At 65.5% G+C, this 14,456-nt stretch carries 12 protein-coding genes; 9 read left to right on the top strand and 3 right to left on the bottom strand.

Annotation, left to right across the window (positions count from 1 at the left end; all coding sequences use genetic code 11):
- Window positions 1-24: 24 nt before the first annotated feature.
- The gene (locus OE856_RS00225; protein ID WP_263714033.1) at window positions 25-972 is read left to right on the top strand and encodes a 1-phosphofructokinase family hexose kinase; all 948 of its coding nucleotides are present in this window, start codon (window positions 25-27) and stop codon (window positions 970-972) included.
- A gap of 68 nt (window positions 973-1,040) precedes the next feature.
- Here OE856_RS00225 and OE856_RS00220 read toward each other — a convergent pair whose 3' ends face one another.
- On the bottom strand, window positions 1,041-2,705 hold the full coding sequence (locus tag OE856_RS00220) for an NAD+ synthase (protein WP_263714032.1): 1,665 nt from the start codon (window positions 2,703-2,705) through the stop codon (window positions 1,041-1,043).
- A 154-nt stretch (window positions 2,706-2,859) separates the two neighbouring features.
- On the opposite strand from OE856_RS00220, the gene OE856_RS00215 reads away from it, so the two are divergent.
- The 8 genes from OE856_RS00215 to OE856_RS00180 all read left to right on the top strand — a co-directional run bounded on the left by OE856_RS00215 (window position 2,860) and on the right by OE856_RS00180 (window position 12,939).
- Window positions 2,860-4,272 (top strand): 2-isopropylmalate synthase, encoded by a 1,413-nt coding sequence (locus tag OE856_RS00215; RefSeq protein ID WP_412174841.1) that lies wholly within the window; start codon window positions 2,860-2,862, stop codon window positions 4,270-4,272.
- A 228-nt stretch (window positions 4,273-4,500) separates the two neighbouring features.
- Window positions 4,501-6,078 carry a 2-isopropylmalate synthase gene (locus OE856_RS00210; protein WP_263714031.1) on the top strand — a complete coding sequence of 526 codons (1,578 nt, stop codon included), beginning with the start codon at window positions 4,501-4,503 and terminating at the stop codon, window positions 6,076-6,078.
- Between the two features lie 331 nt (window positions 6,079-6,409).
- Window positions 6,410-7,447 (top strand): rod shape-determining protein, encoded by a 1,038-nt coding sequence (locus OE856_RS00205; RefSeq protein WP_263714030.1) that lies wholly within the window; start codon window positions 6,410-6,412, stop codon window positions 7,445-7,447.
- A 33-nt stretch (window positions 7,448-7,480) separates the two neighbouring features.
- On the top strand, window positions 7,481-8,392 hold the full coding sequence (mreC, locus tag OE856_RS00200; protein WP_263714029.1) for a rod shape-determining protein MreC: 912 nt from the start codon (window positions 7,481-7,483) through the stop codon (window positions 8,390-8,392).
- Window positions 8,389-8,928, top strand: a complete 540-nt coding sequence (locus OE856_RS00195) for a rod shape-determining protein MreD (protein WP_263714028.1) — start codon at window positions 8,389-8,391, stop codon at window positions 8,926-8,928. The genes mreC and OE856_RS00195 overlap by 4 nt, the downstream gene beginning before the upstream one ends.
- The gene (gene mrdA / locus OE856_RS00190; protein ID WP_263714027.1) at window positions 8,925-10,868 is read left to right on the top strand and encodes a penicillin-binding protein 2; all 1,944 of its coding nucleotides are present in this window, start codon (window positions 8,925-8,927) and stop codon (window positions 10,866-10,868) included. The genes OE856_RS00195 and mrdA overlap by 4 nt, the downstream gene beginning before the upstream one ends.
- Window positions 10,865-12,010: a rod shape-determining protein RodA gene (rodA, locus tag OE856_RS00185; RefSeq protein ID WP_263714026.1), complete on the top strand. Its 1,146-nt coding sequence runs from the start codon at window positions 10,865-10,867 to the stop codon at window positions 12,008-12,010. The genes mrdA and rodA overlap by 4 nt, the downstream gene beginning before the upstream one ends.
- Complete coding sequence (locus OE856_RS00180; RefSeq protein ID WP_263714025.1) at window positions 12,007-12,939, top strand: 2-hydroxyacid dehydrogenase; 933 nt, start codon at window positions 12,007-12,009, stop codon at window positions 12,937-12,939. The genes rodA and OE856_RS00180 overlap by 4 nt, the downstream gene beginning before the upstream one ends.
- On the opposite strand, the gene OE856_RS00175 is transcribed toward OE856_RS00180, so the two are convergent.
- A complete protein-coding gene (locus OE856_RS00175; RefSeq protein WP_263714023.1) occupies window positions 12,936-13,724 on the bottom strand; it encodes an SseB family protein in 789 nt (262 codons plus the stop codon). The two genes, OE856_RS00180 and OE856_RS00175, sit on opposite strands and share 4 nt — an antisense overlap.
- Entirely contained in the window at window positions 13,717-14,322 is a 606-nt protein-coding gene (locus tag OE856_RS00170) for a uracil-DNA glycosylase family protein (protein ID WP_263714022.1), read from the bottom strand. Before OE856_RS00170 ends, OE856_RS00175 begins: the two co-directional genes overlap by 8 nt.
- Window positions 14,323-14,456: the final 134 nt, after the last annotated feature.

Here is a 14,456-nt window from a genome sequence, read left to right as displayed (position 1 = left end):
CGCGCCTGAGGGCAGTGTGGCGGCATGACCCATAGCCCGATCCTGACCGTGACCCTGAACCCCGCGCTGGACCTTTCGGCCAGCGCCCCTGCCGTGACGCCCGGCCCCAAGCTGCGCTGCACCGCGCCGCGCACCGATCCGGGCGGGGGCGGCATCAACGTGTCGCGCGTGATCACCGAACTGGGCGGCAGCTCGCGCGCGCTGGTCGCGCTTGGCGGGCCGACGGGCGCGCGGCTGGGGCATCTGCTGGCCCATGCCGGGATCGACACGATCACCATCCCCGTTGACGGCGACACGCGCGAAAGCCTCTCGGTCACCGATGAGGCCACCGGCGGGCAATACCGGTTCGTGCTGCCCGGCCCGCAATGGGACGTGGCCGAGGCCGAGGGCGCGCTGGCCACCCTGGCCCAGGCCGTCACGCCCGGCGCGCTGGTCGTGCTTAGCGGCAGCCTGCCGCCCGGTCTGACGCCCGACTATCAGGACCGGCTGATCGCCACCGTCACCGGGGCCGGCGGCAAGCTGCTGGCCGACACGTCGGGCGCCGCCCTGACCCATCTGGCAGAGGGCACCGGGCTGTGGGTGCTGCGCATGGATCAGCACGAGGCCGAAGAGCTGGTCGGCCTTCCCTTGCCCGAGCGATCCCACAGCGCCGGCTTTGCCGCCGATCTGGTCGCCCATGGCGCGGCGCGGGCGGTGATCATCGCGCGCGGCGCCGATGGCGCGGTTCTGGCCACGGCGGACACGCAGTTACATGTCGCCGCCGCCCAGGTGCCGGTGCTTAGCAAGGTCGGCGCGGGCGACAGTTTCATGGGCGCGCTGACGCTGGCATTGGCGCGCGGGGCCGACTGGGCCGAGGCGCTGCAATGGGGCTCGGCCGCGGCCAGCGCGGCGGTGATGACCGAGGCGACCGAGCTGTGCCACCTGGCGGACGTGAAACGCCTGCTGCCTCGCAGCCCGGTATCAGAGCTTTAGGCGCAGCCGTTTAGAGAATTCTTTAGAAACACCGTGCAAGACACTGATGAAAATAGAATATTTAAAGATCAGCTTGGATCGCGCCAGCGGCTGACGATCGGATAGCGGCGATCCAGCCAGAACGACCGACGGGTCAGCCGCGCACCAGGAGCGGACTGGAAGCGCTTGTATTCGCTGATGTAAAGCAGATGCTCGACCCGCTTGACGGTATCCCGATCAAACCCCGCGGCCACCAGATCAGCGACCGAGGCCTCGTCATCCACCAGCCCTGTCAGAATGGCATCCAGCACCTCGTAGGGCGGCAGGCTGTCTTGATCTTTCTGGTCGGGGCGCAGTTCGGCCGAAGGCGGCTTGTCGATCACACGCGGCGGGATCACCTCGCCCGCCGGACCCATCATCCAGTCAGGCCGGTGATTGGCATTGCGCCAGCGGCAGGTTTCGAACACGCGGGTCTTGTAAAGATCCTTGATCGGGTTATAGCCCCCCGCCATGTCGCCATAGATCGTGGCATAGCCCACGGCCACCTCGGACTTGTTGCCGGTGGTCAACAGCATCTCGCCGAATTTGTTCGACAGCGCCATCAGCAGCAGCCCGCGCAAACGCGACTGGATGTTTTCCTCGGTCACGTCGGGCGCGGTGCCGGCAAAGAACGGCGCCAGCGTTTCGGTGATTGCCGCCCGCCCCGCGCTGATCGGCACATAGTCATAGCGACAGCCCAGCGCCCGTGCCACGGCCTCGGCATCGTCAAGCGAATGCTGCGAGGTGTATTCCGACGGCAGCATCACGCAGCGCACATTCCCGGCCCCGATCGCATCAACCGCGATGGCGGCCACGATCGCACTGTCGATCCCGCCCGACAGGCCCAGCAGCACCTTCTTGAACCCGCTCTTGCCCAGATAGTCGCGCAGGCTTTCGACCATGACGCGGTAATCCTGTTCCCACTCATTGGGCTGCGGGGCCTTGTCGCCCTCGACCGCGCGCCAACCGTCAGCGGTATGGGTGAAATCGACATGGGTGACACATTCGTCGAACACCGGCATCTGCACCGCCAGCTTGCCGCCGGGGTTCAGAACAAACGTGCCGCCATCAAACACCTGGTCATCCTGCCCGCCGACCATGTTGAGATAGATCAGCGGCAGCCCGGTTTCGACCGTGCGCGCCACCATATGCGACAGGCGCACATCCAGCTTGTTGCGGTAATAGGGTGACCCGTTGGGCACCAGCAGGATCTCGGCCCCGGTTTCGGCCAGGGTCTCACACACGCTGTCGGGGTGCCAGGCGTCTTCGCAGATCGGCGTGCCAATGCGCAGCGGGCCGATTGAATAAGGCCCCTGCTCGGGGCCGGGCACGAACAGGCGTTCTTCGTCGAACACGGTCTCGTTGGGCAGCTTTTGCTTGAGCACCCGCGCCACGACCTGTCCGCCCTGCAACACGTAATAGGCGTTGAACAGATGGGTACCGTCGAAATAGGGGCCGCCAATGCCCAGCGCCGGGCCGTCGGCACAATCGGCCGCCAGCGCGTCGATCGCGGCCATGGCGGCGCGGTAAAAGGCGGGCTTCATCACCAGGTCTTGCGTCTGGTAGCCGGTGATGAACATCTCGGGCAGCGCGACCATCTGCGCCCCGGCGTCGCGCCCCTCGGCCCAGGCCGCACGTACCTTGTCGGCATTCGCATCCAGCGCGCCAACGGTTGGGTTCAGCTGAGCCAGTGTCAGGCGAAAGGTATCGGCCATATGCACCCCCTTGTCGAAATGCCCTCATACCAGAGTTACCGGCAAGTGAAAGCCGATTGACGCGAAAACCATTGTAAGCGCCCCGAGGGTCCATTACGCTCTCGCGGCATTTCCAGGGTATAAGCGGGCAGCGTAACAGGGGGCTTTGGTGCATATGACAGGCAAGTTGCTGTCAGGAATGGTGTTTGCGGGCGTTCTGGCCGCCCTGCCCGGCATGGGTCTGGCGCAGGATTCGGGTAAGGTCTCGACCAAGCAATATGAAAACGGCGCCATCTACGAGGGCACGTTCAAGGACGGCAAGCAGCACGGCCGTGGCACCTATCGCCTGCCGAACGGCTATGAATATGCGGGCCAGTGGGAAGACGGCAAGATCCAGGGCACCGGCATCGCCCGCTATCCCGACGGGTCGGTCTACGAGGGCAATTTCGTCAACGGCATGGCCTCGGGCTTTGGCAAGATCACCTTCGCCAATGGCGGTACCTACGAGGGCGAATGGGTCGACGGCAAGATCACCGGCCAAGGCGTGGCCACCTACCCCAACGGGTCGCGCTACGAGGGCGGGTTCGAGAACTCGCTGCATCACGGCTCGGGCCGGATGACCAGCGCCAACGGCTATGCCTATGACGGCGACTGGGTGCAGGGCATCAAGCAGGGCAAGGGCACGATCACCTATCCCGATGGCGCGGTCTATCAGGGCGACATGGCGAACGGCCTGCGCGCGGGTCAGGGCACGCTGACCATGGCCGACGGGCTGACCTATACCGGCGCCTGGAAGGGCGATCAGATCAACGGGCTGGGCAAACTGACCCAGTTGAACGGCGATGTCTACGAGGGCCTGCTGGTCAACGGCGAACGCCACGGCGCGGGCACGGTGACATTTGCCAATGGCGACATCTATGACGGCGCGTTCGAGCACGACCAGCGTCAGGGCAAGGGCACATTCCGCGGCGCCGACGGATACCTCTACGAGGGCGACTGGAAAGCCGGCCGGATCGAGGGCACGGGCCGCGTGGTCTATCCCGACGGGTCAATCTACGAGGGCCAGTTCGCCGACGACCTGGCGAACGGCACCGGCACGATCACCTATCCTGACGGATCGACCTATGTAGGCGAATGGAAAGCCGGCATCATCGACGGCACCGGCACCGCCCGCTATGCCAGCGGCCTGGTTTACGAGGGCGAATGGAAAGACGCCCTGTTCCACGGCCAGGGCTCGATGACCTACACCGACGGCTACGCCTATACCGGCGAATGGAAAAACGGCCTGCGTGACGGCCAGGGCAAGGCCACCTATGCCGACGGCACCGTCTACGAGGGCGGCTTTATTGGCGGCCAGCGCGACGGCACCGGCAAGATGACCATGGCCGACGGCTTTACCTATGAAGGTGGCTGGATGTCGGGCGAGTTCCACGGCAAGGGCGTGGCGACCTATGCCAATGGCGATGTCTATGAGGGCATGTTCGCCAATGGCAAACGCCAGGGCGAAGGCACGGTGCGCTATGCCGACGGCACCCAAGAGACCGGCATCTGGGAAAACAACGTGAAAACCACGGGCGGCGCCGAATAGGCCCGCCCCCCGCGTGAAAAAAGCCTTTTCCTCGGTTTCATAACGCGTATAGTCCTGCCCATGACACGGGATACCCATATCACCGACCGCACCAGGGCCGCTCTCAGCGCCCTCTGCCCCCGTGCCCTGCTTCTTCTTAGCTGCCTCTGAGCGTGCCTTCGGCGCGACCGCTCAGGGGTGACCAGCGCCGGTATGATCACAGCTAAGACCAGAACGAAAGACCATGACATGACCGATAAATCCCAACAGGACCGCGTCCTGATTTTCGACACCACCCTGCGTGACGGCGAGCAAAGCCCCGGCGCAACCATGAGCCATGACGAAAAGCTGGAAATCGCCGAGATGCTGGACGACATGGGCGTCGACATCATCGAGGCCGGTTTCCCGATCGCGTCCGAGGGCGACTTCAAGGCGGTCAGCGACATCGCCAAACGGTCCAAGAACGCGCGCATCTGCGGCCTGGCCCGCGCCAACTACGCCGATATCGATCGCTGCTGGGAGGCCGTCAAACACGCCAAGCTGAACCGCATCCACACTTTCATCGGCACCTCGCCGCTGCACCGCGCCATTCCGAACCTGACCATGGACGAAATGGCCGACAAGATTCACGAAACGGTCAGCCACGCCCGCAACCTGTGCGAAAACGTGCAATGGTCGCCCATGGATGCCACCCGCACCGAATGGGACTATCTGTGCCGGGTGATCGAGATCGCGATCAAGGCCGGCGCCACCACGATCAACATCCCCGACACCGTGGGCTATACCGCCCCCGAGGAAAGCGCGACCCTGATCCGCCGCCTGATCGAAGCCGTTCCGGGCGCCGACGAGGTGGTGTTCGCCACCCACTGTCACAACGACCTGGGCATGGCCACGGCCAACGCGCTGGCCGCCGTCGCCGGTGGTGCGCGCCAGATCGAATGCACCATCAACGGCCTGGGCGAACGCGCCGGCAACACCGCCCTCGAAGAGGTGGTGATGGCGATGAAGACCCGCAACGACATCATGCCCTGGCGCACCGGCATCGACACCACCAAGATCATGGCGATCTCGCGCCGGGTGGCCACCGTGTCGGGCTTTAACGTGCAGTTCAACAAGGCCATCGTCGGCAAGAACGCCTTTGCCCATGAAAGCGGCATCCACCAGGACGGCATGCTGAAGAACCGCGAGAACTTTGAAATCATGCGCCCCGAGGATATCGGCCTGTCCGGCACCTCGCTGCCGCTGGGCAAACACTCGGGCCGCGCCGCGCTGCGCGACAAGCTGGAGCACCTGGGCTTTGAGGTTGGCGACAACCAGCTCAAGGATATCTTTGTCCGCTTCAAGGAACTGGCCGACCGCAAGAAAGAGGTGTTCGATGACGACATCATCGCCCTGATGCGCGTGGGCGAGGATGCCGAGAACGACCACCTGCAGCTGGTCTCGATGAAGGTCGTCTGCGGCACCGGCGGCCCGGCCGAGGCCACCGTCGAGATGGAGATCGACGGCAAGGACGTGACCGCCACCGCCAATGGCGACGGCCCGGTCGATGCCGCCTTCAAGGCGATCCGCGAGCTGCACCCCAACAAGGCGCATCTGCAGCTCTATCAGGTGCACGCCGTGACCGAAGGCACCGACGCCCAGGCCACCGTGTCTGTCCGCCTGGAAGAAGAGGGCATCATCGCCACCGGCCAGTCGGCCAACACCGACACCGTGGTCGCCAGCGCCAAGGCCTATATCAACGCGCTGAACCGCCTGCTGGTGCGGCGCACCAAGTCGGCACCAGGGACGGACCGCAAGGAAATCCTTTATACCGACCCGGCCGAGTAAGGCTCAAATCGCGATCTGCCCCGCCCATCGCGCGGGGCAGATCCGCCCGCACCCTTCCCCTGATCCGCCGCCCCATCTGTGCGCCCGTGCCGGGCAACGGCCCGGTCATTGACCCGCTTTTCGGGCGCCTGATCGACGAAATGTTGCAAATGTGATAGAATGCTGGGGTAAGCGACGCGGGCCACCCATCGAATTGCAGCATTCGTGCAGCCCAGCAAAAACACGCCGCACGCGGCGCATGGCCCCTTACCCTTTGTGGCGCGCCGTTCTATAAATTGTTTCGATTCCGAAATCCGCGGAATCTGCATCGGTTACAGCGAAGGGTCAGGCAATGGCAGGGTTTGGTGGTTTGTTTTCGTCCGACATGGCGATCGACCTGGGGACGGCAAACACGCTGGTCTACGTCAAGGGCAAGGGCGTCATTCTGAACGAACCCTCGGTCGTGGCCTTTCACGTCAAGGAAGGCCGCAAGCAGGTTCTGGCCGTGGGCGAGGACGCCAAGCTGATGCTGGGCCGCACGCCCGGCTCGATCGAGGCCATCCGCCCGATGCGCGAAGGCGTGATCGCCGATTTCGACGTGGCCGAAGAGATGATCAAGCATTTCATCCGCAAGGTTCACAAACGCACCACATTCACCAAGCCCAAGATCATCGTCTGCGTGCCCCATGGCGCGACGCCGGTTGAAAAGCGCGCAATCCGCCAGTCGGTTCTGGGTGCGGGCGCGCGCCGCGCCGGGCTGATCGCCGAACCCATCGCCGCCGCCATCGGTGCCGGCATGCCGATCACCGACCCGACCGGCAACATGGTCGTCGATATCGGCGGTGGCACCACCGAGGTGGCCGTTCTGTCGCTGGGCGATATCGTCTATGCGCGTTCGGTCCGCGTCGGCGGCGACCGCATGGATGAGGCCATCATCAACTACCTGCGCCGCCAGCAGAACCTGCTGGTGGGCGAAAGCACCGCCGAGCGCATCAAGACCTCGATCGGCACCGCCCGCATGCCCGATGACGGCCGCGGCGCGTCGATGCAGATCCGCGGTCGCGACCTGCTGAACGGGGTGCCCAAGGAAATCGAGATCAACCAGGCCCAGGTGGCCGAGGCCCTGGCCGAACCGGTGCAACAGATCTGCGAGGCCGTGATGACCGCGCTGGAAGCCACCCCGCCCGACCTGGCCGCCGACATCGTCGATCGCGGCGTGATGCTGACCGGCGGCGGCGCGCTGCTGGGCGAGCTGGACCTGGCCCTGCGCGAGCAGACCGGGCTGGCGATTTCGGTCGCGAATGAACCGCTGAATTGCGTTGCCCTTGGAACGGGCAAGGCGCTGGAGTATGAAAAACAGCTTCAGCATGTCATAGATTTCGACAGCTAAGCCGGGAAAGCCCGGACCTAAAGAGAGGTCGGCGTGGCACGAGACAGGCATAACCAGACCGATTACGTGCGCCCCGTTCGCCGCCTGGTGACGGGTGTGGTGATCTTGTGCCTTGCCGCGCTGTTCGTGTTCTGGCGCGTCGACAGCCCCCGTGTGGAACGGTTTCGCGCCCAGCTTGTCGACCGGATGATGCCCTCGTTCAGCTGGGCATTGATGCCGGTCAACAAGGTGTCGGGCATGATCCAGGACTTTCAGTCCTACACCAACATCTACGAACAGAACCAGGAACTGCGCCGCGAGCTGCGCCAGATGAAGGCCTGGAAAGAGGCCGCACAGCAGTTGGAACAGGAAAACGCCAAGCTGCTTGACCTGAACAAGGTGCGGCTTGACCCGCAGCTGACCTATGTCACCGGCGTGGTTCTGGCCGACAGCGGATCGCCATTCCGGCAGTCGGTGCTGCTGAACGTGGGCGCGCGCGACGGTATCCTCGATGGCTGGGCCACGACGGACGGGCTGGGCCTTGTTGGCCGTATTTCGGGCGTGGGAAAGACTACTGCACGGGTGATCTTGCTGACCGATTCCAACAGCCGCATTCCAGTGATCATTCAGTCTTCGGGGCAGCACGCCATTCTGGCGGGTGATAACAGCCACGCCCCTGTGATCGAATTTCTGGAAAATCCCGGCCTGGTGCGTCCGGGCGATCAGGTGGTCTCGTCTGGCGATGGAGGCGTCTTTCCCGCCGGGTTGCTGGTGGGCCAGGTCGCGCTGGATGTCGACCGCCGGTTGCGCGTCCGCCTGTCGGCCGATTTCGAGCGGCTGGAATTCCTGCGCGTGCTGCGCAGCCATCGCAGCGAGGTCATCACCGACCCCGGCAGCCTGATCGCGCCCGTGTTCGAAGGCCCGCCCATCCCCGATGAGCTGTCGCAGGCGGAGCCCACGCAATGATTGATCCGGTCACATCTCAGCGCTGGGTCTACCGGTTGATCTTTGTGGCCCTGGCCGGGCTGGTGACCTTCGTGCAGATCCTGCCGCTGCAAACTGCGCCCACGCGGGTTCCCGGCCCCGACCTGCTGTTGTGCCTGGCCTTTGGCTATGTCCAGCGCCGGCCCGACTATGCGCCGGTGCTGCTGATGACGCTGGTGTTCCTGCTGTCCGACTTTCTGCTGATGCGTCCGCCGGGCCTGTGGACGGCGCTGGTGCTGTTGGGCGCCGAGTTCCTACGCAACCGCCAAGCCGGCTCGGGCGAGGTCCCCTTCCCGGCCGAATGGCTGCTGACCGGCGCGGCGATTTTCGCGGTCTATACGCTGAACGTTCTGCTGCTGGCCATGACCGGCACCCCGGCCCCCGCGCGCGGCATGATGCTGGTGCAGGCGGTGCTGACCGTGGCCTGCTATCCGCTGGTGGTGGGGCTGTTACATTACGGGCTGAACCTGCGCCGCACGGCGCCCGGCGGCATTCAGCCTCGCGGGGCGCTGCGATGAAACAGACCCCCCGCGATATCGAGGAAAGTAACCGCCGCATCAGCCGCCGCGCCCTGTTCCTGGGCGGCGCACAGGTGGCGCTGATGTCGGTGCTGGCGCTGCGGATGCGCTATATGCAGGTCGAGCAGGCCGACCAGTTCCGCCTGCTGGCCGAGGAAAACCGCATCAACATGCGCCTGATCCCGCCCACGCGCGGGCTGATCTTTGACCGCAACGGCCGTGTGATCGCCGGCAACGAACAGAACTATCGCGTCGTGCTGGTGCGCGAAGATGTCACCGACGTCGACGAAACCCTGGCCGCCATCGCGCGGCTGGTGGCGCTTGGCCCTGACGAGGTGGCGCGCGCCAAGACCGAGATCATGCGCCGCAGCCCCTTTGTGCCCGTCACCGTGGCCGAGCGGCTGACCTGGCAGCAGGTCGCCGAGATTGCCGTCAACGCCCCCGCCCTGCCCGGCGTCACCCCCGAGGTCGGCCTGTCGCGCCATTACCCAATGGAGGGCGATTTCGCCCATGTCGTCGGCTACGTCGGCCCGGTCAGCGACTATGACCTGTCCAAGCTCGAAGACCCCGACCCGGTGTTGCAGATCCCGCGGTTCCAGATCGGCAAGAACGGCGTCGAGACCAAGCTGGAGCACGACCTGCGCGGCAAGGCCGGCACCAAGCGCATCGAGGTCAACGCCGTCGGCCGCGTCATCCGCGAGCTGGACCGCATCCCCGGCCAGGAAGGCACCGATATCCAGCTGACCGTCGATGCCGGGTTGCAGAATTTCATGCAGGCCCGGATGGAGGGCGAAAGCGCCGGTGCCGTGGTCGTCGATGTGCAGAACGGCGATATCCTGGGCATCGCCTCGGCCCCCAGTTTCGATCCCAACAAGTTCGTGCGCGGCATATCAGTTTCGGATTACCGGGAGCTGACCGAAAACATCTATCGCCCGCTGGCCAACAAGACGGTGCAGGGCACCTACCCGCCCGGCTCGACCTTCAAGATGGTCACGGCGCTGGCCGCGCTAGAGGCGGGCGTGATCTCGCCCGAGGAAACCGTCTGGTGCCCCGGTCATTTTGAAACCGCCGGGCGGCGGTTCCATTGCTGGAAACGGGGCGGCCACGGCCATGTGAACCTGAATTACAGCCTGCAACAATCCTGCGACGTCTATTACTACGAGGTCGCCCGCCGCGCCGGCATCGAGAAGATGGCCGAGGTCGCCCGTCGCCTGGGCTTGGGCGAACGGCACGACCTGCCCATGTCGGCCGTCGCAGGCGGGCTGATCCCCGACAAGGCCTGGAAACGCGAGAACCGGGGCGAGGAATGGCTGGTCGGCGACACGCTGAACGCCGCCATCGGCCAGGGTTTCGTGCTGACCTCGCCGATGCAACTGGCGGTGATGACCGCCCGGCTGGCCAGCGGCAAAGCAGTCAGCCCGCGCCTGATCAAGTCGATCGACGGCATCGAACAGGATATCGGCGAGATCCCCGATCTGGATATCAACCCGACCTTTCTGGATTACGTCCGGCGCGGCATGTTCAACGTGTCGAACAACAAGCGCGGCACCGCCTATTCCTCGCGCGTCGATGACGACGCGCTGATCCTGGCGGGCAAGACCGGCACCAGCCAGGTGCGCAACATCACCGCCGCCGAGCGCGCGCGCGGCGTGTTCCGCAACTCTGACCTGCCGTGGGAGCGGCGCGACCATGCGCTGTTCGTCTGCTTTGCCCCCTATGACAAGCCGCGCGTCGCGGTCTCGGTGATCGTCGAACATGGCGGCGGCGGCTCGACCGCGGCGGCGCCCATTGCGCGCGATATCACCCTGCGCGCCCTGCATGACGACCTGCCGCCGCTGACGGCCTATCCGGCCTATCAGCGCAACCAGATCGAGGAACGTTTTCAAGATCTCGACCTGCGCAGTTTCGAGGAAAACGTCACGGGGCGCAGCCGGGCATGAGCTATCTAGAGCATAACCTCCGCACCGTGCCCACCGGGCTGCGCAAGGTGCTGTATGTGAACTGGGCGCTGGTGCTGCTGCTGACGGCGGTGGCCAGCGTAGGGTTCATGATGCTGTATTCGGTCGCCGGCGGGTCATTCACCCCCTGGGCCGAACCCCAGATGAAACGCTTTGTGCTGGGGCTGGTGGCGATGTTCATCGTGGCCTTCGTGCCGATCTGGTTCTGGCGCAACGTCGCGGCGGTGGCCTATCTGGGCTCGCTCTTGCTGCTGGTCGCGGTCGAACTCTTTGGCACTGTCGGCATGGGCGCCCAGCGCTGGATCGACCTGGGCTTTATGATGCTGCAACCCTCTGAGGTCACCAAGATCGCGGTGGTGATGATCCTGGCCGCCTATTACGACTGGCTGGATATCGAGAAGGTCTCGAAACCGCTTTACGTGCTGATCCCGCTGGCGCTGATCCTCTTGCCCACGGCGATGGTGCTGAAACAGCCCGACCTGGGCACCGCGCTGCTGCTGATGATCGGCGGCGGGGCGGTGATGCTGGCCGCGGGCGTGCACTGGCTGTATTTCGGCGGGGTGGTGGCCATTGGTGCGGGGCTGGTGACCGGGGTCTTCGCGTCGCGCGGCACGCCCTGGCAGTTTCTCAAGGACTATCAGTATCGCCGCATCGACACCTTTCTTGATCCCGCCTCTGACCCGCTGGGCGCGGGCTATCACATCACCCAGTCCAAGATCGCCCTGGGGTCAGGCGGTTGGAGCGGGCGCGGCTTTATGCAAGGCACGCAATCGCGGCTGAACTTTCTGCCCGAAAAGCACACCGATTTCATCTTTACCACCCTGGCCGAGGAGTTCGGATTTGTCGGCGGGTTCTCTTTGCTGGTGCTTTACGCGCTGATCATCCTGTTCTGCATCAACTCGGCGATGAAGAACAAAGACCGCTTTTCGTCGCTGCTGATACTGGGCATCGCCACCACCTTCTTCCTGTTCTTCGCGCTGAACATGTCGATGGTGATGGGGCTGGCCCCGGTGGTGGGTGTGCCGCTGCCGCTGGTGTCTTATGGCGGCTCGGCGATGCTGGTGCTGATGGCGGCCTTTGGCCTGGTGCAAAGCGCGCATATCCACAGGCCCCGGCGGCTATGATCCGGGCGCTGTTCTCTGCCCCCGAGGCGGCCTGGCCCCAGTATCACGCCGCGCTGGAACGTGCCTTTGACGAGGCCGGGCTAAAGATCGTGCTCAGCCGCGCCATCGCCCGCCCGGCGGATGTCGATTACATCATCTACGCCCCCAATGACGCGCTGACCGATTTCTCGCCCTACACCGGCTGCAAGGCGGTGATGTCCCTATGGGCCGGGGTGGAACGCATCGTGGCCAACCCGACCCTCACCCAGCCGCTGTGCCGCATGGTCGATGAAGGGTTGCGGGCGGGCATGGTCGAATACGTGACCGGCCATGTGCTGCGCTATCATCTGGGGCTGGACCGCTATACCTGCGCCACCCCGCCCGGCTGGGATCGCCAGGTGCCGCCGCTGGCGCGCGACCGCACGGTCGGCATCCTGGGACTGGGCGCCCTGGGCAGCGCCTGCGCACGCACACTTGCGGGGTTCGGGTTTCACGTCGTGGGCTGGAGCCAGACCCAAAAGACCCTGCCCGGCATCACCTGCCTGACCGGGCCGGGGGGGCTGACACATCTTCTGGCCGAGGCCGAGATCGTGGTGCTGATCCTGCCCGCCACGCCCGGCACCGAGAACCTGATGAACGCCGACCGGCTTGCCGCGATGCGCCCGGGCGCGGCGCTGATCAACCCCGGTCGGGGCACGTTGATCGATGATGACGCGTTGCTGGCAGCGCTTGACCGTGGCCATCTGGCCCATGCCACGCTGGATGTGTTCCGAACCGAGCCCCTACCCGAGAACCACCCGTTCCGCGCGCACCCCCGCGTGACCGTCACCCCGCATATCGCCGCCGAAACCCGGCCCGACAGCGCGGCGCGGGTGATCGCGGAAAATATCCGCCGCGCCGAGACGGGCGAGCCGATGCTCTACCGCGTCGATCGCACCCGCGGCTATTAACGCAGCCGCGGCGGCGCGTCGGGATCCATTCCGGGGGCCGACGGCCCCAGTGCCGGCTCGGGCAGCTCTGGGATGTCGAACCGCAGCCCCACCCGCGCCAGCCGCGCCGCGATGGCGTCCGAGGCCCGGAAGAACGCCACGTCGATCGCACCCGCCTCGACCCCGCTAAAGGTCAGCGCCTCGCCCACGGCCTGGGCCAGCGCATCCTCGGCCCCCGGCGCGGCGTCGATAAAGGCCAGCATATGGCCCGCCTGACCGCCCTCATAGGTGACGCCCACCAGATAGACCAGCGGCGCCAGCCCGGCGGCAGTGGCCAGTTTCGTATCCAGCGCCTGCAACAGGAAATCGGGCACACCGGCGGGCGGCGCGACCTCGACGGGCTGGGCGACCACCTCGGCCGGGCGCTGTGCCAGCGTCTGGCGCAGCCAGTCGACCGCCTCGGCCGGAATCAGGATCGACGAGGGCGCCACGCCCAGGTTGACGCCCAACCCGATGCCCTGATCCTGCAACAGCGTGGCGATCATCCGGCCCGACAGCGCCGCAAAGGGGGCGACATCGCCGACGAACTCGGCCAGCCGGGCCTCGCGGTCAAAGATCAGAACGAACGACCCGCCCTCCAGGTCAAACACACGCGGTTCGACATGGTCGCCCTCGGCCTCGCGCGCCAGCAGCAGGAACATCTCGCTGTCGGCCAGCCGCTCAAAGAACTTGAGCCGCGCGGCATCGTTCTCGGGCGCGGCCTCCATCGCCTGATGCGCCATGTCCAGCGGGGTCAGTTCAGTCATTGATCACCTCTTTTACGCGGGCCCGCAGCGCCGGCAGCAGCTCGGCCTCGAACCACGGGTTTTTTCTTAGCCATGCCGTATTGCGCCACGACGGATGGGGCAAGGGAAAGACGCGCGGCGCGTGATCGCGCCAGGCCTGAACGGTGCGCGTCACCCCGCCCTTGGCCGCCGCGCCCAGGTGATAGGCCTGGGCATAGCCGCCGATCACCAGCATCAGATCGACCCCGCCCAGCGCCTGCATGATCGCGTCATGCCAGGTGTCGCGGCACAGCGGCGGCGGCGGCAGATCGCTGCCCCGCGCGTCATAGCCCGGAAAGCAGAACGCCATCGGAATGACCGCCACGCGGGACTGGTCATAGAACTGGTCGGCCGTCACGCCCATCCAGTCGCGCAGCCGGTCACCCGAGGCATCAAGGAACGGCTTTCCCGCCTCATGCACCCGCATCCCCGGCGCCTGGCCCGCCACCAGAATGCGCGCACCCTGCCCGAACCACACCACCGGGCGCGGCTGATGCCCAGAGGCCGTCGCCGCGAACCGCGTGGCGCAAAGGCTGCACGCGCGCAGCCGGGCTTTGAGGTGATCAAGCTGTTCCGACATGCCCCTGATCTAGGCCAATCCGCCCCGAAAAGCCATTCTTTGCGCGGAATCCGCCTTGGGCAATGCCACGGGCAGTTGCCCCATATGATCGCATATTCTATCCCCACCCAAATGCCGAATGGATACCGGCCATG

This window comes from Actibacterium sp. XHP0104 (assembly GCF_025751515.1).
Taxonomy (GTDB): domain Bacteria; phylum Pseudomonadota; class Alphaproteobacteria; order Rhodobacterales; family Rhodobacteraceae; genus Actibacterium_D.
Note: the sequence above shows the minus strand (reverse complement) of the source record. Positions and strands in the feature narration are given on the sequence as shown.

Bases quoted from the DNA above. Each gene is read 5' to 3' on its own strand.
- OE856_RS00170 (WP_263714022.1), bottom strand. From the start codon at position 14,322: ATGTCGGAACAGCTTGATCACCTCAAAGCCCGGCTGCGCGCGTGCAGC.
- OE856_RS00220 (WP_263714032.1), bottom strand. From the start codon at position 2,705: ATGGCCGATACCTTTCGCCTGACACTGGCTCAGCTGAACCCAACCGTT.
- OE856_RS00205 (WP_263714030.1), top strand. From the start codon at position 6,410: ATGGCAGGGTTTGGTGGTTTGTTTTCGTCCGACATGGCGATCGACCTG.
- OE856_RS00175 (WP_263714023.1), bottom strand. From the start codon at position 13,724: ATGACTGAACTGACCCCGCTGGACATGGCGCATCAGGCGATGGAGGCC.
- OE856_RS00195 (WP_263714028.1), top strand. From the start codon at position 8,389: ATGATTGATCCGGTCACATCTCAGCGCTGGGTCTACCGGTTGATCTTT.
- rodA (WP_263714026.1), top strand. From the start codon at position 10,865: ATGAGCTATCTAGAGCATAACCTCCGCACCGTGCCCACCGGGCTGCGC.
- OE856_RS00210 (WP_263714031.1), top strand. From the start codon at position 4,501: ATGACCGATAAATCCCAACAGGACCGCGTCCTGATTTTCGACACCACC.
- OE856_RS00180 (WP_263714025.1), top strand. From the start codon at position 12,007: ATGATCCGGGCGCTGTTCTCTGCCCCCGAGGCGGCCTGGCCCCAGTAT.
- OE856_RS00215 (WP_412174841.1), top strand. From the start codon at position 2,860: ATGACAGGCAAGTTGCTGTCAGGAATGGTGTTTGCGGGCGTTCTGGCC.
- mrdA (WP_263714027.1), top strand. From the start codon at position 8,925: ATGAAACAGACCCCCCGCGATATCGAGGAAAGTAACCGCCGCATCAGC.
- OE856_RS00225 (WP_263714033.1), top strand. From the start codon at position 25: ATGACCCATAGCCCGATCCTGACCGTGACCCTGAACCCCGCGCTGGAC.